This is a genomic window from Chitinophaga sp. W2I13 (assembly GCF_050434005.1).
Taxonomy (GTDB): domain Bacteria; phylum Bacteroidota; class Bacteroidia; order Chitinophagales; family Chitinophagaceae; genus Chitinophaga.
In genome coordinates this window covers 6,802,546-6,820,828 of record NZ_JBNPWD010000001.1, presented here as the reverse complement: position 1 = coordinate 6,820,828, position 18,283 = coordinate 6,802,546, and the positions used below count along the sequence as shown (strand labels likewise).

Below are 18,283 nucleotides of genomic sequence, written 5' to 3'. Positions count from 1 at the left end.
AGTTAATGGTATTGTTTTTCGTGCAGGTATTTATAGATCTCCATTTGTGTACGGATCTTTTTATCACCGGCTTTCTTATATTCATTTTTCTGCTCGTTATCCAGTATACGGGCCTTCACATTGCCGCTCAGCTGAATATTCATAATATCGATCAGTTCTTTGCGTATAGCCGGGTCCGTTATAGGCGCAGCCGCTTCCACGCGGTGATCGAGATTACGTATCATCCAGTCGCAGGAAGCAATGTATACCTTTTCCTGGCCGCCGTGGTGAAAAATAAATACGCGGGCATGTTCCAGGTATTCATCCACGATGCTTACCGCGGTGATATTCTTTTTCCATTTTTTATTTTCCGTATAGGCGCAGCAGATACCTCTTATCACCATCTTCACGTCCACACCGGCTTTGGCGGCTTCATACAGCTTGGCAATAAGCGCTGCATCAGAAAGCGAGTTCATTTTAACAGTAATAGCCGCTTTCTTTTTGTGTTTTGCATTCTTGATTTCACGGTCCATCAGGCGAAGGAAGGTATCGCGCATGTTAAAAGGACTAACCGGCAGGGTTTTGCAGCCCTCCAGTATTTTGATATCATGACGGGTGTTTTCCAGGTAGGAAAAGATACGGTTCATATCGGCAATGATAGCGCGGTTGGTGGTGAGCAGGCAGTGATCACCGTAAACCCTTGCCGTTTTTTCATTGAGGTTACCGGTGCTTACAAAGCCGCACTGCAGCGTTTTCGTGCCGATCCGTTTTTTGATTACACACAGTTTGGCGTGGATCTTCATATTCGGTATACCCAGTAATACTTTCACGCCTTCCTCTTCCAACCGTGATTTCCAGTCGAGGTTGGCGGCTTCGTCAAAGCGGGCGCGCAGCTCCAGCACCACGGTTACCTGTTTACCATTACGTACGGCATTCACCAGCGCATTCACTATTTTGGAATTACGGGCAAGCCTGTACGCAGTTATTTTTATAGAAGATACGTTCGGATCTATTGCCGCTTCCCTTAACAGGTCGATGATGGTATCAAACGAGTGATAAGGAAAGTGGAGCATTACATCCTGCTGTTGTATTACATGCATTACACTGGGCGCATTGAGGAACAGCGGATGGGTAAAGGTTTTACGGTGTAAATGAGGGGGGAAGATAGATTCCGGGAAATCCATAAAGTCTTTGAAATTATGGATACGTGCGCCCGGGATCAGGTTATCCTTTCCGGAAAGTCCTTGTCTGCGCATGAGATATTCCAGCAGCAGCGGGTCTATGTCCTTGTCATATACAAATCTTACCGGCTTGCCCTTGCGGCGGTCTTTCAGGCCTTTTTCAATCTGGTGAATAAGACTGTCGGAGATATCGTTATCAATATCCAGTTCCGCATCGCGTGTTACTTTAATGATGTGTGCGGAGAATTTATCGTAACCGAAATAGGAAAAGATATTGGGTAAGCAGAAGCGCACCAGGTCTTCCAGCAGGATGATATCGTGTTCTCCGGGTTTGGAGGGCAGGATAATAAAGCGGGGAAGTACCGTGGTAGGTATTTCTATGAGTGCAAATTTCTGTCGCACGGAATTATCCTGTCGGGCCAGTACGATGGCCAGGTAAATAGATTTATCGCGCAGGATAGGGAACTGTTGTATGCTTTCAATCATCAGGGGAATGATGTTGGTGCGTACCTGTTCATTGAAGTAGTTGAGTACAAATTTCTGTTGCTCGCGGTTGAGTTGTTTTTCTGTTCGCAGGAAGATGTGCTGGGCTTCCAGTTCTTCCGCGATATCTTTCCATACCAGGTCAAACTCGCGTTGTTGCTCAATTACACGGGTTTGTATTTCGTCCAGTATTTTATCCGGATTTTCTTCGAGATGCATTTTACCGGCTTTGCCGAAAAACATCATGCGTTTAAGGGTGGCTACCCGGACCCTGAAAAATTCATCGAGGTTATTGGAAAAGATGCCTAAGAAGCGGATACGCTCATGGAGTGGAACGGTTTTATCGGCTGCTTCCTGTAAAACCCTGGCATTAAAGGAGAGCCAGCTGATATCCCTGGCAATCATTTTTTTCTTCTCTGCAGGGGCCTTCTTGGTTGTTTTCTTTTGTGCTGTTACATCGGGCATTGTCATAATATCAAGGTTCTCACCATTCGGCAAACGCATACGAACTTATTTACATTCAAAAAAATCACATCGTCTAAACCACGATGATACGGCTTTCGCTTTAATTGAAGTATTAAATTAAAGTTAAAGAAAATCGGGGAGATGATCGCCTTCGGCGATGCGGATTTTGTCTTGGCTCGGGATTACGCTGATTATACTGATTAATTTGATTTTATTCTTTTAGATTTTATAAAGGATTAAGGGAGATAGAAGTGGATATTCGCTTCTATCTCCCTTAATCCTTTATAAAATCTAAAAGAATAAAAATCCAACATAATCAAATCAGTGAAATCAGTATAATCAGCGTAATCCTGAGCCAAGACAATTTTAAATCGCCGAAGGCGATCTATCCGCGTTTTTTGTTGTAAACAGGCAACGCCACCAGGCTAATGAAGCCAAGCAGGATCACGAGCACCGTTTGCGCCACCCAGATGATCCAGCCAAAGGCGAAGCCGATGGCTAACGGAATGCCATACAGTTCCAGCGATTTCTGTACCAGGGGCTGGTAGGCGCCGATACCGCCGGGGGTAACGATCATGCCCACACTGCCGATCATCAGTACGGCGAGAGCGGCGCTGATACCCAGGTGGCTGGTTTCTTTCAGGCAGAAGAAGCCGATGTATACCTGCGACAGGTAGCACGACCAGATCAATACGGTATGTAACAGGAACCAGCCTTTCTTTTCCATTTTGCCGATAGAAAGAATGCCTTCCATGATACCTCTGGCGAGGGTTTTAATAGTGATGGCCACTTTGGATCGGGCAAACTTTTTCAGCAGCCAGAGTAACAGCAGCACTATACCGGCGAGGATTAAAATGCCTATGAGCAGCTGTATGCCATTGGCATGCGCTATTTTATTGGATAATGGAACAAAGATCGATTCATTGACATAGGAGCCGAGAACGTCCAGTTGGGTCAATACAGTGAGGGCCATCAGCAGAAGCAGGCAAACCATGTCTACCGCGCGTTCTGCGATCATAGTGCCTACGAGCTTATCGGCAGGTACTTTTTCATATTGCGCCAGTATCCCGCAGCGGGTCACTTCTCCCAGGCGGGGTACAGCGAGGTTGGCCAGGTAGCCTACCATCACCGCAAAAAAGGTGTTCAGGGTAGTGGGTTGATGCCCCAGTGGTTTCATCAGCAGTTTCCATCTTATGGCCCTGAACCAGTGACTGGCGATACCGATAGTCATGGTGGGGATCAGCAGCCAGTAATTGGCTTTACGGAAGGCAGTATTGATCTGTTCCCACTGTGCCGTGGTGATATCTTTGGTAAAAAGCCATATCAACAGCACCCCAATGCCGAAAAAGCAAATAAACTTAATGACGTTCTTAAGCGTTTTGGGCATCATCCAAAGTTGTTTAGGGCGTTAATTAAAAACAGGTACAGATACGGGCTTACAGTTTATTTCCTTCCTTGGGGAAAATGGCGATAGGCGTATATTTTTTAGCTTCTTCAAAATCCATAGTGGCATAGGAGATAATAATTACAATATCACCGGGGGCAACAAGACGGGCAGCGGGGCCATTCATGCAGATCACACCGGAACCACGTTTTCCTTTGATCACATAGGTTTCCAGGCGTTCTCCGTTATTTACGTTTAATACCTGCACTTTTTCATATTCGATTAAACCAGCGGCGTCCATCAGGTCTTCGTCAATCGTAATACTTCCAACATATTGCAGATTGGCTTCCGTAACAACCGCGCGGTGAATCTTACACTTTAAAATTTCGATTTGCATAATTATACTGGCTTAGCGCTATAGAGCGTTTGCAAAGCTAGGAAAAAAATATGGAAGATCGAACAGGGGATGCAGCAGTAACGCAGTGCCTGCCGCATCCCTTGCGGAATGGGGCTAGAGGCTGCCCTGCAGCACCATATTATCGATGAGCCTTACGCCATCCAGCCAGGCAGCAACGGCTACAACTACCGTGGCATTTCCGGGTGGTTGATCCAGGTGAACGAGGGTGTCATTATCCAGCTGGAGGATATCTACATATTCGGGTTCGAAGCCTTGTGTTTTGAGTGCATCAAAAGCTTCATGGGCGCCTTCCATAAAATGGAGGCCTTTCCCGAAATTGTTTTTTATGTGAAGAAGTGCCTGGTAGATGCCCACTGCCTTTTTCCGGGCGGCGGGAGAGAGGCGCGCATTGCGGCTGCTCATTGCCAAACCGTCCTTTTCCCTTTCCGTTGGACATACCACCAGTTTTACCGGGGAATGGGTAATCACCAGGAGCCGGCGGACGATCAGGCATTGCTGCAGATCTTTTTGTCCCATAAAAAGCTGGTCAGGTTGCACAATATCCAGTAACTTGTGAACAATACGACCCACGCCCTGAAAATGCCCCGGGCGGAATTTGCCTTCAAGGATAGTTTCCAGGTCGCCGAAGTCATAATGCAGATCACTTTCCAGGCCTTCCGGATACATTTCTTCCACGGATGGTAAAAAAAGTATATCTGTCGATGCATTATTTAATTTTTTTATATCCTCCTCTATGGTGATGGGATATTTTTCAAAATCTTTTGGATCATTAAACTGAGTTGGATTGACAAAGATGCTGCAAACGACCACATCATTTTCTTGCCTGGCTGCCTGAATAAGTGACAGGTGACCGGCATGCAGGGCTCCCATAGTGGGCACAAAACCAATGCTTTTGTTACTTTTTCTTACCAGGTCCAGGTGCTTCTTCAGGTCCGTGCTGCGCTTAAATAGATACATAAATCATTGCTTAAAAGGATGTTAAAACTGACAGATTGACCAATATTCCGTAAAAAATCCGTAATTTTGCAAGCCAAATTAAAAATTACTGCATTAATAATCAGCGTTAAATGTCCACAAAGAAAAGAATTCTTTTTATTGCCCAAGAGATGTCGCCGTACCTGGAATTGAGTGATTACGCGGCAATGGTCAATAAAATGGCAATTAAGTCCAATGAGGCTGGCCTGGAAGTGAGAGTGATCATGCCTAGATTTGGAATTATTAATGAGAGAAGACATCGTTTGCACGAAGTCGTAAGATTGTCGGGGATCAACATTGTGATTGACGGGGATGATTACCCGTTGATTATCAAGGTGGCTTCGCTTCCAAACGCCCGGTTGCAGGTTTACTTCCTGGATAATGAAGATTATTTTAAGCGCAAAACGGTGTTTGCCGATGAAAACGAAGAGTTTTTCGACGACAACGCGGCGAGAGCTGTCTTCTTCTGCAAAGGAGCCCTGGAAACGGTCAAAAAGTTCGGATGGCCTCCTGACATCATTCATTGCAGTGGCTGGATGACCTCTCTGATACCTATGTATCTGAAAACGGCTTATAAAAAAGAGCCGGTCTTTGCCAATTCAAAGATCATATATTCGCTGACCCCCAATACGTTCAAGGAAAAGTTAGGCACTACCTTTGTTAAGAAGGCCACCATCAGTAACCAGATCAAAGAAAAAGATATGGAACTGTTTAAGGAAGGTACCAACACTGCACTGAACAGGGGAGCAGCAAAATACGCGGACGCGGTTGTACTGGCCGGTGATAAACTGGAAAAGAAAGTAGTAGATGAAGTGAAAGCGGAAAAAGGAAAGATCATTTTGCCGTTCAAAAAAGACAACGATGATCTGGGCGATTACCTTCAATTGTATAACCAATTGCTGGGTAAATAGCCATCAAGTCCACCTTTAAAGCGTGGTTGAAGCGTATTTAAAGCGTATTAAAAGCATGTTCGGGCAGTAAAACCAATACTCACTAACAACATAACGCGTGAAGATCAATTTCAGGAACCTTAGCTTCTTAGCTATCTATATTACTCTGCTGTACGGAGCAACCGGTTGTAACAAATCCACTATCCTGGGAAGTGGCTTAATCCCTCCCGGTGATTTTGTGAATGCACAGGACACAACGCTCACAGGTATTATTGCCAATAACATACTCCGGTATGACTCCTCCATTTTAAACGGACAAAACGCTTATAACAAAATCCTGGGATCTGTTACCACTGATCCTGTTTTTGGCAGAACTCACGCTTTCGTATACACGCAGGTATCATTGCCCAAAAGTGCCTTTACCTTTGAAGGTACCGGGCAAACACTGGATTCTGTTGTGTTGTCGCTGGCCTATACCGGCTATACCGGTGACTCTTCGTCGCCTCAAACCTTCCGGGTGTACCGGATGGCCGAACCGGGATTTACGATCGACTCCAACTACGCTTATAACAAAGCATTGGCTTATAACCCCGGAGAGTTACTGGGTACGGCTACCGTTACGCCACTGTCGCTCCGCGACTCCGTAAGCATTTACGGCACCAAAGAAACTGCCCAGCTGCGTATTAAACTGAGCACCGCCTTCGGTAATCAGTTGCTGAGCCAGAAGTCGGATGGCGCTTTTGCCACAGATTCCTCTTTCCGCGCCTACCTGAAAGGTTTTGCTATTGTACCGGATACCAATCTGGGTACTAACAGGAACATGATCTATCTGAACCTGAGCAATAGCAATACCAAGCTGACAGTGTTCTATAAAAACACTACAGACGATTCGCTTCGGGCCACTATGGCGTTTGACCAGTATGCCAGCGCCCATGCCAATTACTTTACCCGTAATTACAATGGTTCCCAGGCATCGAGGTTTATCAATACCAACAACCCGAACGGGGATAGTATCCTGTTCCTGAACGCCGCACCGGGACTGTTTACGAATTTGACTATACCCGGACTGGAGAACTTCCCGAATGTACTGATCAATAAAGCTGAACTGGTAATTACACAAATAACTTCCGGTCCAAGTGATATGAATAATATATTTATTGAACCAGGAAGCTTATCTTTACGACAGTATACAAACGGTGATACCACCAAGATCCCCGCAGATTATTATACAGGAGGAGGCGCAGCCTATTTTGGCGGCACCCGCCAGGTAATTACCAACTTTGGAGGCGTACAGGTTGTTCAATACACCTTTAATCTCGCCAATACCATGCAGCGGTTTATCAGGAAACTGGACCTCAATAAGGGTTTCAGGCTCGAAGGATATTCGCCGTTATACATGGATATGAATCGTGTGAAAGTGGGTGGTAGTAACCTGTCACAGTATAATATCAAGCTCAGAATTATTTACACTAAACCATAAAACTACTAATCCCAGTTTTTTATGCCTTATTTATTTACATCTGAATCCGTTTCAGAAGGACATCCTGATAAAGTAGCTGATCAGATCTCTGACGCTTTGATCGACAACTTTCTGGCATACGACGCAAAATCTAAAGTAGCTTGTGAAACGCTTGTAACTACCGGCCAGGTTGTTTTGGCAGGTGAAGTGAAATCAGAGGCATACCTCGATGTGCAGGACATTGCAAGAGAAGTAATCCGTAAAATTGGTTATACCAAGAGTGAGTACATGTTTGAAGCGAATTCCTGCGGAATTCTATCTGCTATACATGAGCAATCTCCGGATATCAACCAGGGCGTAGATCGTAAATCTCCCGAAGAACAAGGTGCAGGAGATCAGGGTATGATGTTCGGTTATGCTACCCGCGAAACCGATAACTACATGCCGCTGGCCCTCGATCTGGCACATAAACTGTTGCTGGAACTCGCTGTTCTCCGTCGTGAAAATAAAGAAATCAAGTACCTGCGTCCGGATGCCAAATCCCAGGTTACTATCGAATATTCTGATGATAATAAACCGGTAAGAATTGATTCTATCGTGATCTCTACCCAGCACGACGACTTTGATGAAGATGAGAAAATGCTGGCAAAGATCAAGGAAGATATGATCAAAATCCTGATCCCCCGCGTAAAAGCACAGCTGAAACCGGAATTGCAAAAACTGTTTGAAGGTTTCGATATCAATCACCATATCAACCCAACCGGTAAATTTGTAATCGGTGGCCCTCACGGTGATACCGGCTTAACCGGCCGTAAAATCATTGTAGATACCTACGGTGGTAAAGGTGCTCATGGTGGTGGCGCTTTCTCCGGTAAAGATCCTTCCAAGGTAGACCGTTCCGCTGCTTATGCAACCCGTCATATCGCTAAGAATATGGTGGCTGCAGGTGTATGCGACGAAATACTGGTACAGGTATCCTACGCCATCGGCGTTGCTAAGCCCTGCGGTATTTATGTAAATACCAACGGTACCTCCAAAGTGAAACTGAACGATGGCGAAATCGCTAAAAAGATTGAAGAGATCTTTGACCTGCGCCCTTATGCGATCGAACAAAGATTGAAACTGCGCAATCCTATTTACAGCGAAACCGCCGCCTATGGCCACATGGGTCGCGAGCCTAAAGTGGTGACCAAAGTATTCAACAAAGGCAAGAAACACGAGAAAAGTGTGGAAGTTGAGCTGTTTACCTGGGAGAAGCTGGATTATGTTGATAAAGTAAAAGCAGCTTTCGGCTTGTAATCACTCCGAAGCTTACATAATAACAAACAGGCCGTTTCAACTTTTGAGACGGCTTTTTTGTTTACCACCTTGTACCTTTTTTATTCATTCGTGCTTCATTTTTTCACCTCCCCCTGATGTGGGAAAAGTTTTTCATTTTTATTAAAAAAAGTTCAAAAAAAGTTACATATTACTGTTAAATTTATAGTATATTTAATAGTAATATTATTGATTGGCCTGTGTTTCAGGACTGGTAAGCGCATTATGGGCTCGGTCTATTTCGGAATAAATGCATAAGGGCATCAGTGGTTTTCCAGAAATCCGTTATAACTCATATAGCCCCGTTTCTGGCGTATAATATTTCGCGGAAGACGTCCGTTAAGATGCTGTTTTATATCCAAAAATCTGGATATTCGCAGCCATAAATTAAAATGGACCGTTAAATTGTTTCCGGAGACAATTGTATGCAGTGCATTATTTATTGAATGACCGAATCCATATCACTTGAATCAATTTGCAATTTACCAATTGGGTAATTGTGAGCTTTTTATTGAAACCATATAATATCTGAAAAACCATGAGGCACTACATTACCGCACGATTGTCTATGTTTACATTCGTATCCTTTGCCCTGGCTTTATCGATCACAACTGAAAGTTGCAATAAGGATCAGCTAAGCCAGGTATTACCAGAAAACAATCCAGCTGAAACAGCCGTAAAGCCTGCTGTTGGCGGGAAACAATACACACTTGTTCCCGACAAAGATGGCAGGTTAGTAGTAGATGGAAGCATTTACAAAGCCGGAGAAATTCTGAATCTGAAAGGAACATTTTCCGCCATCGTTTTTAATAACCTGAAAGGCGCTTCAGGCAGCCCTATCATTGTTAAAAATGCCAGTGGCACTGTAGTTAAAATAGGTAATCCATCCTGGAGCGGTGGTTCCTGGGCTACAGCCATCAGTTTCGTGAACTGCCATTATGTGAAAGCAGGCGGTGAAAAATCAAAATCTGAATTTGTAGTAGAAGGAAGTACCCAGGCAGGCAGGGAAGCGTATTTTGACTTTACGCTCAGCCAGCATACCGATAATTTTGAAATCGCCAATGTTACTATACATAACGGCGGCACTGGAATATGGGCAAAAACCGACCCGGTAAAGGGCGACTTAAGCACCCAGTATCCTAACTCTTACATGGACAACCTGCTCATCCACGACGTGGCTATCAGCGGTACCAACAACGAAGCATTTTATATTGGTCATACCGCCCTTTACTGGAACCTCACTGCCAACGCACCTTACTATGGTGCTCCGTCAGGGTTTACCAGCGGACAACAGTATGTACAGCCCATTAAATGGCGCAATGTAAAGATCTATAATAATTCCGTTTCAAATGGAGGAGCAGATGGTATCCAGACTGCAGCCATCGACAAGCTGGAAATATATGGCAACACCGTTACCAGCTGGGGCGGCCAGCATAATTCAGGTCATAACGGCGGCATCCTGATTGGTGGCCGTACCACCAATACCAACGTCCACGATAACTATGTGCACGATGGATGGGGTGAGCTGATCCAGTTTTACGGATCCGGTGAAAATGGCGCAACGCACATTATCCGTAATAACCTGTTAAGAGATAACCAGGGAGACGGGGTGAGCCTGAGAGGAACTGATAAAGCAGTGGTTCAGATCACCAATAACACCATTGCAAGAACAGGTGGCGTGTCTCTCCGTATTAACGGTTATTTCGGTATGACTGCTGCGCAGATCGTGAAAGATAACGCGTTCATTCAACCACGTGTAAGTGGCGGTACAATTGTGCCTAACGCTTACATTTACACTGAAAATGGCGCCTCTGTTATAGAAGGAACAGGCACAGAAGCCAATTCCAAATTTGTATCAGTGGCGGCTGCCGGCGTGGACACCAACAATTTCTATCAGCCTAAATCCGGTTCAGCATTGCTGACCACCGGCTATAGAACAAACTAATACGTACCATTCCGCAACAGGCGATAATGAAACAGCCGCCCTGGTTATCCGGGCGGCTGTTTTCTTTTTTCACCGGGCATTACTTTTTTTCTTCGAGATACTTCCACATCATTTCATTCACCTCCTGTGGTTGCTCATAATGGGGCATGTGCCCGGCGCTGTCTACTTCATGTACTTCTAAAGTTGGGTATAAAGCAGTATAAGAATTTAATTTCTCTTTTGGGAAAAAGGGGTCTTGCTTACCATAGATGAGTAACATTTTTCCGGCGGGTATTTTTTTCAGCAAATAAAGCTGGCTCTGATTTAGCATATTCATCCAGGATGACAGCGTGATGCGCTTATACCCCCTGAAATTCATAAAATGTTTTAACCGCTCCGCGTAGCTGTTGAACAGTGACTGATTCACGAACTCTTTCCGCTGGTTCTCCACTGCACGGGGATACCAGTAGCCACTCATTAAAACGTCTCTCACAACCGGGATGCGCAGCAGCTTGCTGGGATGAAGATCGCCACTGGCAGCTGGTCCCAACAATATAATCTGTTTTACACGTTCCGGGTGGCTGGCCGCATAGTCAAGTCCGATTGGCGCTCCCATGGACATAGCGATCATATCAAACGGCTGACGGAGCTGTAGTGTATCCAATAAAGCGGTCAGTTGCTCCCGGTACAGGCAGAGATCATAGGCCGTTTCCGGTCTGTCGGAATAGCCCCTGCCGTAAAGATCGTATGAAAGCACCCGGTAACCTTTGGACAGGAGATAAGGAATATTGTATTTCCATACTTCGATGCCACTGCAGCCACCTCCGTGAATTAGTACCAGCAACCGGGCGGTGTCAGGGCCGGACAAACTATAGTGTACATTTCCCTGTGCCAGGCGTATAAATTGCCCCGGTGCAGATTTACGCGTATGCTCATTAAGAGGCGCGGTTTCCTGCCCTTGTTTGATGATCAGGAAAGCCGCTGTCAGCAGCAATATAATGCCGCCCGCCAGTGTTAATAGCCATTTCATGCGCCTGGACATACCTGGTTATCTTTTGAATTGCAACAGCCACTCGTAAATATTCATACCATCTTCCCGGTAGGAAGGGTTGTAATATTGTTCCCAGCAGCAATGTTTATGATCCCCGATGCTCAGTTTGGTGAGTCCTGGTTTGTATTTGTTGGTACTGTCCGCATAAAGTTTACAGTTGCCAAGAAACACCGGTTCATCACTACCACCGAAATACCACACATGGATATTGTTCTTGGCAGTTATCTGAAAGTTTTTCAGGTTCTCTGCATCGATAGTAGCCGGCGACATGTTCACGGCAGCAGCCACCCGCTTTGCCGTTCTTTTATCGGTAACGGCCATTCCTACTGACCATCCGCCTGCACTGTATCCTGTGATATAAATACGGGAAGAGTCAATTGGATATCTTTTCAATACATCCGTAATGGCAGCATCCAGGTGTTCCGGGCCAAGCGACCAGCTGGTGGCCAGGGGCGCCAGCACAATAAACTCATATTTCTTGCCGTCCACTTTATTGACAGCATCAATATTCTTTCCTTCGTGCATTTGCCTCGCTACACCCTGTCTGAAGATCTTGGTAATATCAGTACCGGCGATACTTCTGCCATGAAGACAAATAAGCAACGGGTATCTTTTCCCGGTTTTCAGATTGTCCGGTAGCTTCAGCAGCGCCGGAATATGGTGCCAGGGCGTAATCTGTACCTCAATCTGTTTAAATGGTTTCAAGTCCTGTGCAGACAATAACGCTGTCTGCAGCATAAGCGTGATAATAAGAAATACTCTCATCCTTGATTTTATTTTCAGTAATCCGCATTGCCGGATACGATGTTCACAAACCGCTATATTATAACTGCAGCAATACTTCTTCCAGTGTGGTACCAATAATTGCTTCAAGTACCAGTTTAGATTGTTTTACTTCTCTTTCAAGATTTACCTTACGCACCATTTCTGCATTATAAATGCGGTAAGCTTCGTTCAAACTTTCCACTGCGGTGTTCTGATCACCTTTGGAGAAACGTTGTTCCACTTGTTTGTAATGATTGTAGGAGTCCTCCAGCAAAGGCATTTGCAGTTCATACAGCTGCTTGTTCGCTGCATAATCTTCGTAGGCGCGCAATACAGCAGATTTTAAAGCCAGCTTTTCACCTTCTTTCTGTTGTTCGAATACTTTTCCGTTAGCCTTCGCAGTTTTTACTTCGTTAGGAATGCTGATCAGATGACCAAGTGGCACACTGACACCAAAGTTGTACCTGGGGTACAGGGTATTGTTGTTGGTAGTGCCGCTTCCCTTAATTGTAAATTCGTTCAGGTTACCCGAAGCAACGATCATGTCCAGCCATCCGGCTTTGGCCCTGTTTTCATCGTATTTTGTAATCTGTTTTTTTATGTCCAAAGCTTTGATTTGCGGATTTTCCATTGCAAGTTCCACCAGTCTTGTTTTTAGTCTGGTCACTGTCGGCAAATCTGCTGGCAGGCGCAGCACAATACTGGTATCGGCTCTTTGCGCCTTTGCCACTGTACCTGTTAATGCTACTAATAAAAAGAATAGTACTCGTTTCATGTTGTAATATTTGGAGATGATAATAAATATTTTAATTTTATAGAGATGCCGTTAAGGGCATAATAAAGCAACGCCGATTCAATAAGGCCGGACGATTCCTGGGCGTAAATACTTACTACCAGGGCGAACATCACACAAAGGATAACCAGTGTATACTGTTTTTCCACCTCCGTTCTGCTGGCAAAATAATTGGCAACCATGTATTGCATTACCAGGTAAATATTTACCATGATCAGCAGTAAGCCTATCCATCCCTGCTCCAGCGCGGTACGTAAATAGCCGCTGTCGGGAGGAAAGCCATCCAGCTCGCTGCCCGAACCCGGTTCGCAACTCAGGAATCCACCGCCGATGGGATGACTGTAGATGTATGGTTGTATACGATGCCTGTTTACTTCCCGCACATTCAGGGAGGCATCCTCTGAACCGGAAAAGGCCGTTCTCATCCTGACAACCGTTGAGTTGCCGTGAAACGGCCCAAACATCAATACCAGGAAAGCAAATACAAAGACCAGCGCACCAATCACTGTATTCCTGTTCCGCAGGTTTACAAACAGCATCATGATAAGCCCCATCGGCACCATGATATAAGCCGTACGGGTACCGGAAAAGCCCAATGCCATAAACTGAAGCGCCAGGGATATCAGCAGGAATACTTTTTTGGATGCTGATATCATTTTATTGGAGCTGGTGAGCAGTACGATATTTATGATACAGCCGCAGGCCATGATAACACCAAACACCGCAGGATCCGACACAAAGGAGAAAATACGGATGCCGGTGAGAATAATCACGGTTTTGAATTTCTCCGGGTATTTGGCGATATATGCTTTTTCAAACGGCATTAATCCAAACCATTGCTGAATACACGCATAAAAGGCGGCAACCGTAAGTATGATAATCCAGAATTTCAGGAATACTTTCAGGTCATTCATGTTGCGGATCATTTTCATGACCAGGTACATAAAGATCATATTGCGGACAAATACCCTCGCAAAGGTGGTCCAGCCATGCCGGTCGTATACAAACGCAGGATTAAAAAACTGCAGCAGCACGTAGCCTCCGTAGATGTAAAAGGATATCAATACAGGATCCCGGAGAAAATTGACCTTCTTGATACTATCGTCTCCGGCCTTTAATAAACTACCCAGCAATGTGATCAGCAGAATGGCATCTATTAATACGCCCACAGGTATTTCCGTACCGGACATCCTTTCGAGCAAACGCACGGTCAGCGCCACTGTACAGGAGATAAAATAACCTGCACGGTAATTCAGAATGGAAATCGCGGCAACAGTGATTCCTATCACCAACCCGATCAGCAACGCAATGTATTTTACCTCCTGGGCGCCGATATAGGCTATTGCCGGGATCAGCAGTACCCAACCGATAATAATAAATATGTTGAAAATATTTTTCTTCGCAATTTCCACTTAGGTCAATTTATAAGAATACTATTTTAATACCCATAGCGATAATAGTAAGCGCTATAAAGATGAGAATCAGCATCTGGTGAAGATGTTGGTCTATTGGCTTTTTCTTTGGTTGCGTTTTCATATAAAACTATACGTCATGATTTTTCCATTTGAACGGCTGGTACCAAACTTTCCCGTAAACAGGAAACTGCATCCTAATTTTACCAGTAAACGATACGCAATAATTGAAAGCAATATCGAGGATGGTATACAGATCAGCAGCAACACGATCCCGTTGGTTATCCCTATGCCCAGCAGCACCGCGCGTAACCCCGCAAAAACAGTAATGTGCAGGAGGTAGATGTACAGGGAATAGTGGCCGGTTATGCTCAGGAACTGCAGCTTGTGCAGCCTCGCAAGCCAGGATGCCAGCATGATTACAAATAAGCAGCCATTGAGTGCAATGAGCATTAACAGGTACAGGTTCATTTGTTGATGATACAGGTAATACCATTGCAGCACACAAAACACCGGCGTCAACATCAGCAGGTTCACCGGGTTGGATAACTGTTGCTGTATTTGTATACGGAAAAAGTAAACCGCGGTAATATCCCCGATGGCAAAGTAGATGTAGTGCAGTGCGATGTCATAAAGCGCGCTGCTGCTGTGCACATATGGTGCCACGCCAAGCAGTACCAGTCCTGTTACCACCTGCCAGTACTTTTTCTCTTTGAACACCCGTGATGTGAGCAGATACAACATGGTAACATTAAATAATGCAAACAGGTACCACAACTGATCCAGTGTTCTGGGCTGAAGCAGTATATTCAGGAAATCCGTTGCGGACCGTTCCGCATTTGCGTATTTCGGAAATAAGATCTGCAAACTGATTTGTATGACTGCCCAAAGTATATAAGGATATAATAGCGTATTGATCTTCGATATCCCAAAGTTCCTGGCACCTCTTTTAGCAATACTTCTGCTGAAAAAAAATCCGGAAAGCAGGAAAAATAAAGGCATCCTGAAACTGTAAAGCATGTCATTTGTGGCAAGTACTTCTTTAGGAAGAGATACGCCGCGCGCCACCAGACCATATGCCAGATGACGGTAAACCACCAGTACAATGGCTATTCCCTTGGCATAGTCGATCCAGGCATAACGCGAATCATTTTTTTCGGGCCGCAAACTAAATGTGTCTTTAAAGATCCGTTGATACATATTTAAAAGATCAAAGCTCAATAAAATCTTCTTTTACATTATTCAAAACCACTCCCAGGAACTTATCGCCGAGAGACTCCAGGAACTCGGAAGATTCTCTGTCAATTTGTTTCATTTTCAAGCGGGAGGAGAAAATTGCTACCACACCTTCTGCATAGGCAGCCAGTTCCCGGCTATCTGTGAAATCGTTCAGTGGGGCGCCTTCCATCAAAATATAATCGTAGTGTTTTTTCAGTTCAGGCAGGTAATTGAGCAGGTGGTTGGGCGGTAAAATTTCTGATGGCGTATAGTCGCCACCTTTACATCCAATAATTTCAATACCCGGTGTTTCGTAAGTAGTAACAATCTCTTTTACTTTTTCAATGGAAAACTCTTCAGGTGGTACAGAGAAATACTCCAGGGTTGGTTTCGCTTCCATTTGCACGCTTACATCATTGTTACAGAAGTTGGTATCGATGATCAATACTTTTTTGTTGCTCAGGCTGAGGCTGTATGCCACTGCCTGCAGCAGTGTGGTTTTACCCTGCTGGGGTTCTGTACTGGTAAACAGGAATATTTTTTTGCCACTGCTTTCCAGCTCATACCTGAGTTTACGTAAAAGTTCGCGGAAAACATTTTGTCTTTTCAGCCATTGTGCCTCATCCGTTTTACGTTGTAATATTTCCAGCAGTTTATATCTCTGAAGATTAGTATGATTGATGGTAGCAATCAACTTCAGGTTGGAGCTGCGGTTGAATACAGAAGGGGATTTCAGTGAGTTGTCCATAAACTCCCTGAAAAGGATACCGATGCAGGAAATCATAAAAACAGCCATACCGGACATACCCATAATGATGAGCCGTTTGGATGATTCTGGTGTGAAAGCCGGTTGTCCCTTTAATGTCTGGCGGAAATTATCCTGTGGCACATTCCGGTTATCCAAGGCGGAGCCAAGTTTTTCTTTCAGCTTATTATATTCATCCTGAGCCAGTTCCACTTCCTGTTGCAGGGAAGTTACCGTAGCTTCCTTATTGGCATAAGAACCAACGGAAGAACGGAGATTACGGATCTTTGCTTCCAGGGTACTGATATTTAATTTAGCGGCGCTTACCTGTGCTTCCAATGCATCCCTGCTTTGGATCAGCTCTTCACGGGTACTTACTTTGCCCGTAGTAGAAGAAGCATCCAGCAATACCTTCTGCAATTTGGCGCGCTGCGTTTTTATTTTTTCTGCCAGTGCATTATCAGTGGAGCCGGAATTTACATATTGGTCGTTCAGATCGTTGATCTGTTTTCTCAGCGTAACTATTTCCCCATTTGAATTGGAGTAGGCCGGTTTGCCACTGCTTGTCTGGGCCAGCTGTGCGTTCACGTTATTAAGAGAAGCCTGCAGGTTATTGTAGTTCGCCCTTTCATCCGATACAGATTTCTCAAACTGTTTGATCAGGTCCCATTCATTGCCACTGGCGGTTTCTACGTTTAACACGCCTTGTTGTGTTTTGTAACCCCTGAGCGCTTCTACTTTCTGCTCCAGTTCCTGTTTCTTTTGGTTTACCAGTGCTTCAAATGTTTCTACGTTTTCAACAGAGCGTTCAGAACGGGAGCTGCGGTAAAAACGTATAAACTCTTTGTAAAGGGTATTAACAGTGTACGCCGATAATTCAGGATTATCTGAATAACAGATGATGTTGATATAATCTGTACGGGAAAGACGTGCGGCATACAGCATTTTACGGATAGACTCAAAGTCGTACCGGTAAATCTTCATGAACTCCAGTATTTTTCTTTCTTCCGGCTGGGAAGAAGAAAGTATCTGCAGCGAATCAATTTTCTGACGGCAGATGCGCACAATTTCTTCCTTGTTGGCACTGGTATAATGAGGATCTTTCAGATCTTTTTCTGAAAGATGTCTGAAAGGTTTAGTGGAGGTGAGATCGTGCACCATGAGGTCACAGGCCAGTAATCCGATCACCAGCGGGGAATTCATGGTTTCGATAACGTTATCGAATTTAACATCTGCTTCAAAGAGGTTCAGATTTTCGTCCCGCAGTTTGATTTGTTCATTCGTTGTAAAACCTGTCGCCATCTGGGCGGTAGAGGCATAAAGTTTGGGTTTGCCGATGGTAAAGGCAAATGCAGCTGCAACAGCGGCAATGGTGCTGAACAGGATCCACCATTTCTTTTTAAGCAATGCCTTTATAAAATACACAATGTCCATATAGAATTTTTCCTTTAAGCTTTAATTGATACGCAGGGGTAGGTATACGTAAATACACGTACATCGGCCTTGTCCCGGCGTGGTAACTGGTATGTCAGAGGAGATGGTAAAAAATAAGATGATAATGTCAGGCAAGAAGCCCTACAATATATCAGGTTTTTGGCTGAGGATGAGGTTAATGGGGAGATATCCGGGGAGCAAAGCTATCCTGGTATATCCGGTTATGGCTCAAAGGTAAAAGATTATATTAAAACACACTTTATTTTTAAGCGAAACATAAAAATTAGTTGGTAACCGCTGAAGTTTGGCGGGTAAAGCGATTATTTTATAAAAAAAACCGTTCCGGAACATTGCCCGGAACGGTTTTACTTTTATAGTAATCATTCAGTT

The 18,283-nt window shown here is 44.7% G+C and carries 14 protein-coding genes; 4 read left to right on the top strand and 10 right to left on the bottom strand.

All coding sequences use genetic code 11. The annotated features are described in order from the left end of the window. Positions 1-2: 2 nt before the first annotated feature. The 4 genes from ppk1 to panC form a co-directional block, all read right to left on the bottom strand. Entirely contained in the window at positions 3-2,147 is a 2,145-nt protein-coding gene (ppk1, locus tag QFZ48_RS27935; protein WP_429047709.1) for a polyphosphate kinase 1, read from the bottom strand. A 346-nt stretch (positions 2,148-2,493) separates the two neighbouring features. Continuing rightward, positions 2,494-3,498, bottom strand: a complete 1,005-nt coding sequence (locus tag QFZ48_RS27930) for a lysylphosphatidylglycerol synthase transmembrane domain-containing protein (protein ID WP_429064765.1) — start codon at positions 3,496-3,498, stop codon at positions 2,494-2,496. Between the two features lie 46 nt (positions 3,499-3,544). Next, positions 3,545-3,889, bottom strand: coding sequence for an aspartate 1-decarboxylase (gene panD / locus QFZ48_RS27925; RefSeq protein WP_133811105.1), 345 nt, complete (start codon positions 3,887-3,889; stop codon positions 3,545-3,547). Positions 3,890-4,003: 114 nt separating this feature from the next. Beyond that, positions 4,004-4,867 (bottom strand): pantoate--beta-alanine ligase, encoded by an 864-nt coding sequence (panC, locus tag QFZ48_RS27920; RefSeq protein WP_429064764.1) that lies wholly within the window; start codon positions 4,865-4,867, stop codon positions 4,004-4,006. A gap of 110 nt (positions 4,868-4,977) precedes the next feature. Here panC and QFZ48_RS27915 point away from each other — a divergent pair, with 110 nt between their 5' ends. The 4 genes from QFZ48_RS27915 (at position 4,978) to QFZ48_RS27900 (ending at position 10,496) form a co-directional block, all read left to right on the top strand. Then, complete coding sequence (locus tag QFZ48_RS27915) at positions 4,978-5,796, top strand: glycogen/starch synthase (protein ID WP_079467430.1); 819 nt, start codon at positions 4,978-4,980, stop codon at positions 5,794-5,796. Between the two features lie 97 nt (positions 5,797-5,893). Further along, positions 5,894-7,255 carry a DUF4270 family protein gene (locus tag QFZ48_RS27910; RefSeq protein ID WP_429047715.1) on the top strand — a complete coding sequence of 454 codons (1,362 nt, stop codon included), beginning with the start codon at positions 5,894-5,896 and terminating at the stop codon, positions 7,253-7,255. Between the two features lie 21 nt (positions 7,256-7,276). Continuing rightward, positions 7,277-8,533, top strand: coding sequence for a methionine adenosyltransferase (gene metK / locus QFZ48_RS27905; protein WP_370910346.1), 1,257 nt, complete (start codon positions 7,277-7,279; stop codon positions 8,531-8,533). Between the two features lie 556 nt (positions 8,534-9,089). Then, on the top strand, positions 9,090-10,496 hold the full coding sequence (locus tag QFZ48_RS27900; protein WP_429064763.1) for a right-handed parallel beta-helix repeat-containing protein: 1,407 nt from the start codon (positions 9,090-9,092) through the stop codon (positions 10,494-10,496). A 79-nt stretch (positions 10,497-10,575) separates the two neighbouring features. On the opposite strand, the gene QFZ48_RS27895 is transcribed toward QFZ48_RS27900, so the two are convergent. The 6 genes from QFZ48_RS27895 to QFZ48_RS27870 form a co-directional block, all read right to left on the bottom strand. Further along, a complete protein-coding gene (locus QFZ48_RS27895) occupies positions 10,576-11,517 on the bottom strand; it encodes an alpha/beta fold hydrolase (RefSeq protein ID WP_429064761.1) in 942 nt (313 codons plus the stop codon). 6 nt (positions 11,518-11,523) lie between these two features. Further along, complete coding sequence (locus QFZ48_RS27890) at positions 11,524-12,291, bottom strand: prolyl oligopeptidase family serine peptidase (RefSeq protein ID WP_429047721.1); 768 nt, start codon at positions 12,289-12,291, stop codon at positions 11,524-11,526. A 58-nt stretch (positions 12,292-12,349) separates the two neighbouring features. Beyond that, positions 12,350-13,066, bottom strand: coding sequence for a TolC family protein (locus tag QFZ48_RS27885; RefSeq protein WP_429047723.1), 717 nt, complete (start codon positions 13,064-13,066; stop codon positions 12,350-12,352). After that, positions 13,063-14,496, bottom strand: coding sequence for an O-antigen ligase family protein (locus QFZ48_RS27880; RefSeq protein ID WP_429047725.1), 1,434 nt, complete (start codon positions 14,494-14,496; stop codon positions 13,063-13,065). Before QFZ48_RS27880 ends, QFZ48_RS27885 begins: the two co-directional genes overlap by 4 nt. 120 nt (positions 14,497-14,616) lie before the next feature. Beyond that, positions 14,617-15,696 carry an acyltransferase family protein gene (locus QFZ48_RS27875; protein ID WP_429047727.1) on the bottom strand — a complete coding sequence of 360 codons (1,080 nt, stop codon included), beginning with the start codon at positions 15,694-15,696 and terminating at the stop codon, positions 14,617-14,619. A 10-nt stretch (positions 15,697-15,706) separates the two neighbouring features. Then, the gene (locus tag QFZ48_RS27870) at positions 15,707-17,893 is read right to left on the bottom strand and encodes a GumC family protein (RefSeq protein ID WP_429047729.1); all 2,187 of its coding nucleotides are present in this window, start codon (positions 17,891-17,893) and stop codon (positions 15,707-15,709) included. Positions 17,894-18,283: the final 390 nt, after the last annotated feature.

Coding starts and splice junctions, on each gene's coding strand:
- QFZ48_RS27895 (WP_429064761.1), bottom strand. CDS start 11,517: ATGTCCAGGCGCATGAAATGGCTATTAACACTGGCGGGCGGCATTATA.
- panC (WP_429064764.1), bottom strand. CDS start 4,867: ATGTATCTATTTAAGCGCAGCACGGACCTGAAGAAGCACCTGGACCTG.
- QFZ48_RS27900 (WP_429064763.1), top strand. CDS start 9,090: ATGAGGCACTACATTACCGCACGATTGTCTATGTTTACATTCGTATCC.
- metK (WP_370910346.1), top strand. CDS start 7,277: ATGCCTTATTTATTTACATCTGAATCCGTTTCAGAAGGACATCCTGAT.
- panD (WP_133811105.1), bottom strand. CDS start 3,889: ATGCAAATCGAAATTTTAAAGTGTAAGATTCACCGCGCGGTTGTTACG.
- QFZ48_RS27885 (WP_429047723.1), bottom strand. CDS start 13,066: ATGAAACGAGTACTATTCTTTTTATTAGTAGCATTAACAGGTACAGTG.
- QFZ48_RS27875 (WP_429047727.1), bottom strand. CDS start 15,696: ATGTATCAACGGATCTTTAAAGACACATTTAGTTTGCGGCCCGAAAAA.
- QFZ48_RS27890 (WP_429047721.1), bottom strand. CDS start 12,291: ATGAGAGTATTTCTTATTATCACGCTTATGCTGCAGACAGCGTTATTG.
- QFZ48_RS27870 (WP_429047729.1), bottom strand. CDS start 17,893: ATGGACATTGTGTATTTTATAAAGGCATTGCTTAAAAAGAAATGGTGG.
- QFZ48_RS27930 (WP_429064765.1), bottom strand. CDS start 3,498: ATGATGCCCAAAACGCTTAAGAACGTCATTAAGTTTATTTGCTTTTTC.
- QFZ48_RS27915 (WP_079467430.1), top strand. CDS start 4,978: ATGTCCACAAAGAAAAGAATTCTTTTTATTGCCCAAGAGATGTCGCCG.
- ppk1 (WP_429047709.1), bottom strand. CDS start 2,147: ATGCGTTTGCCGAATGGTGAGAACCTTGATATTATGACAATGCCCGAT.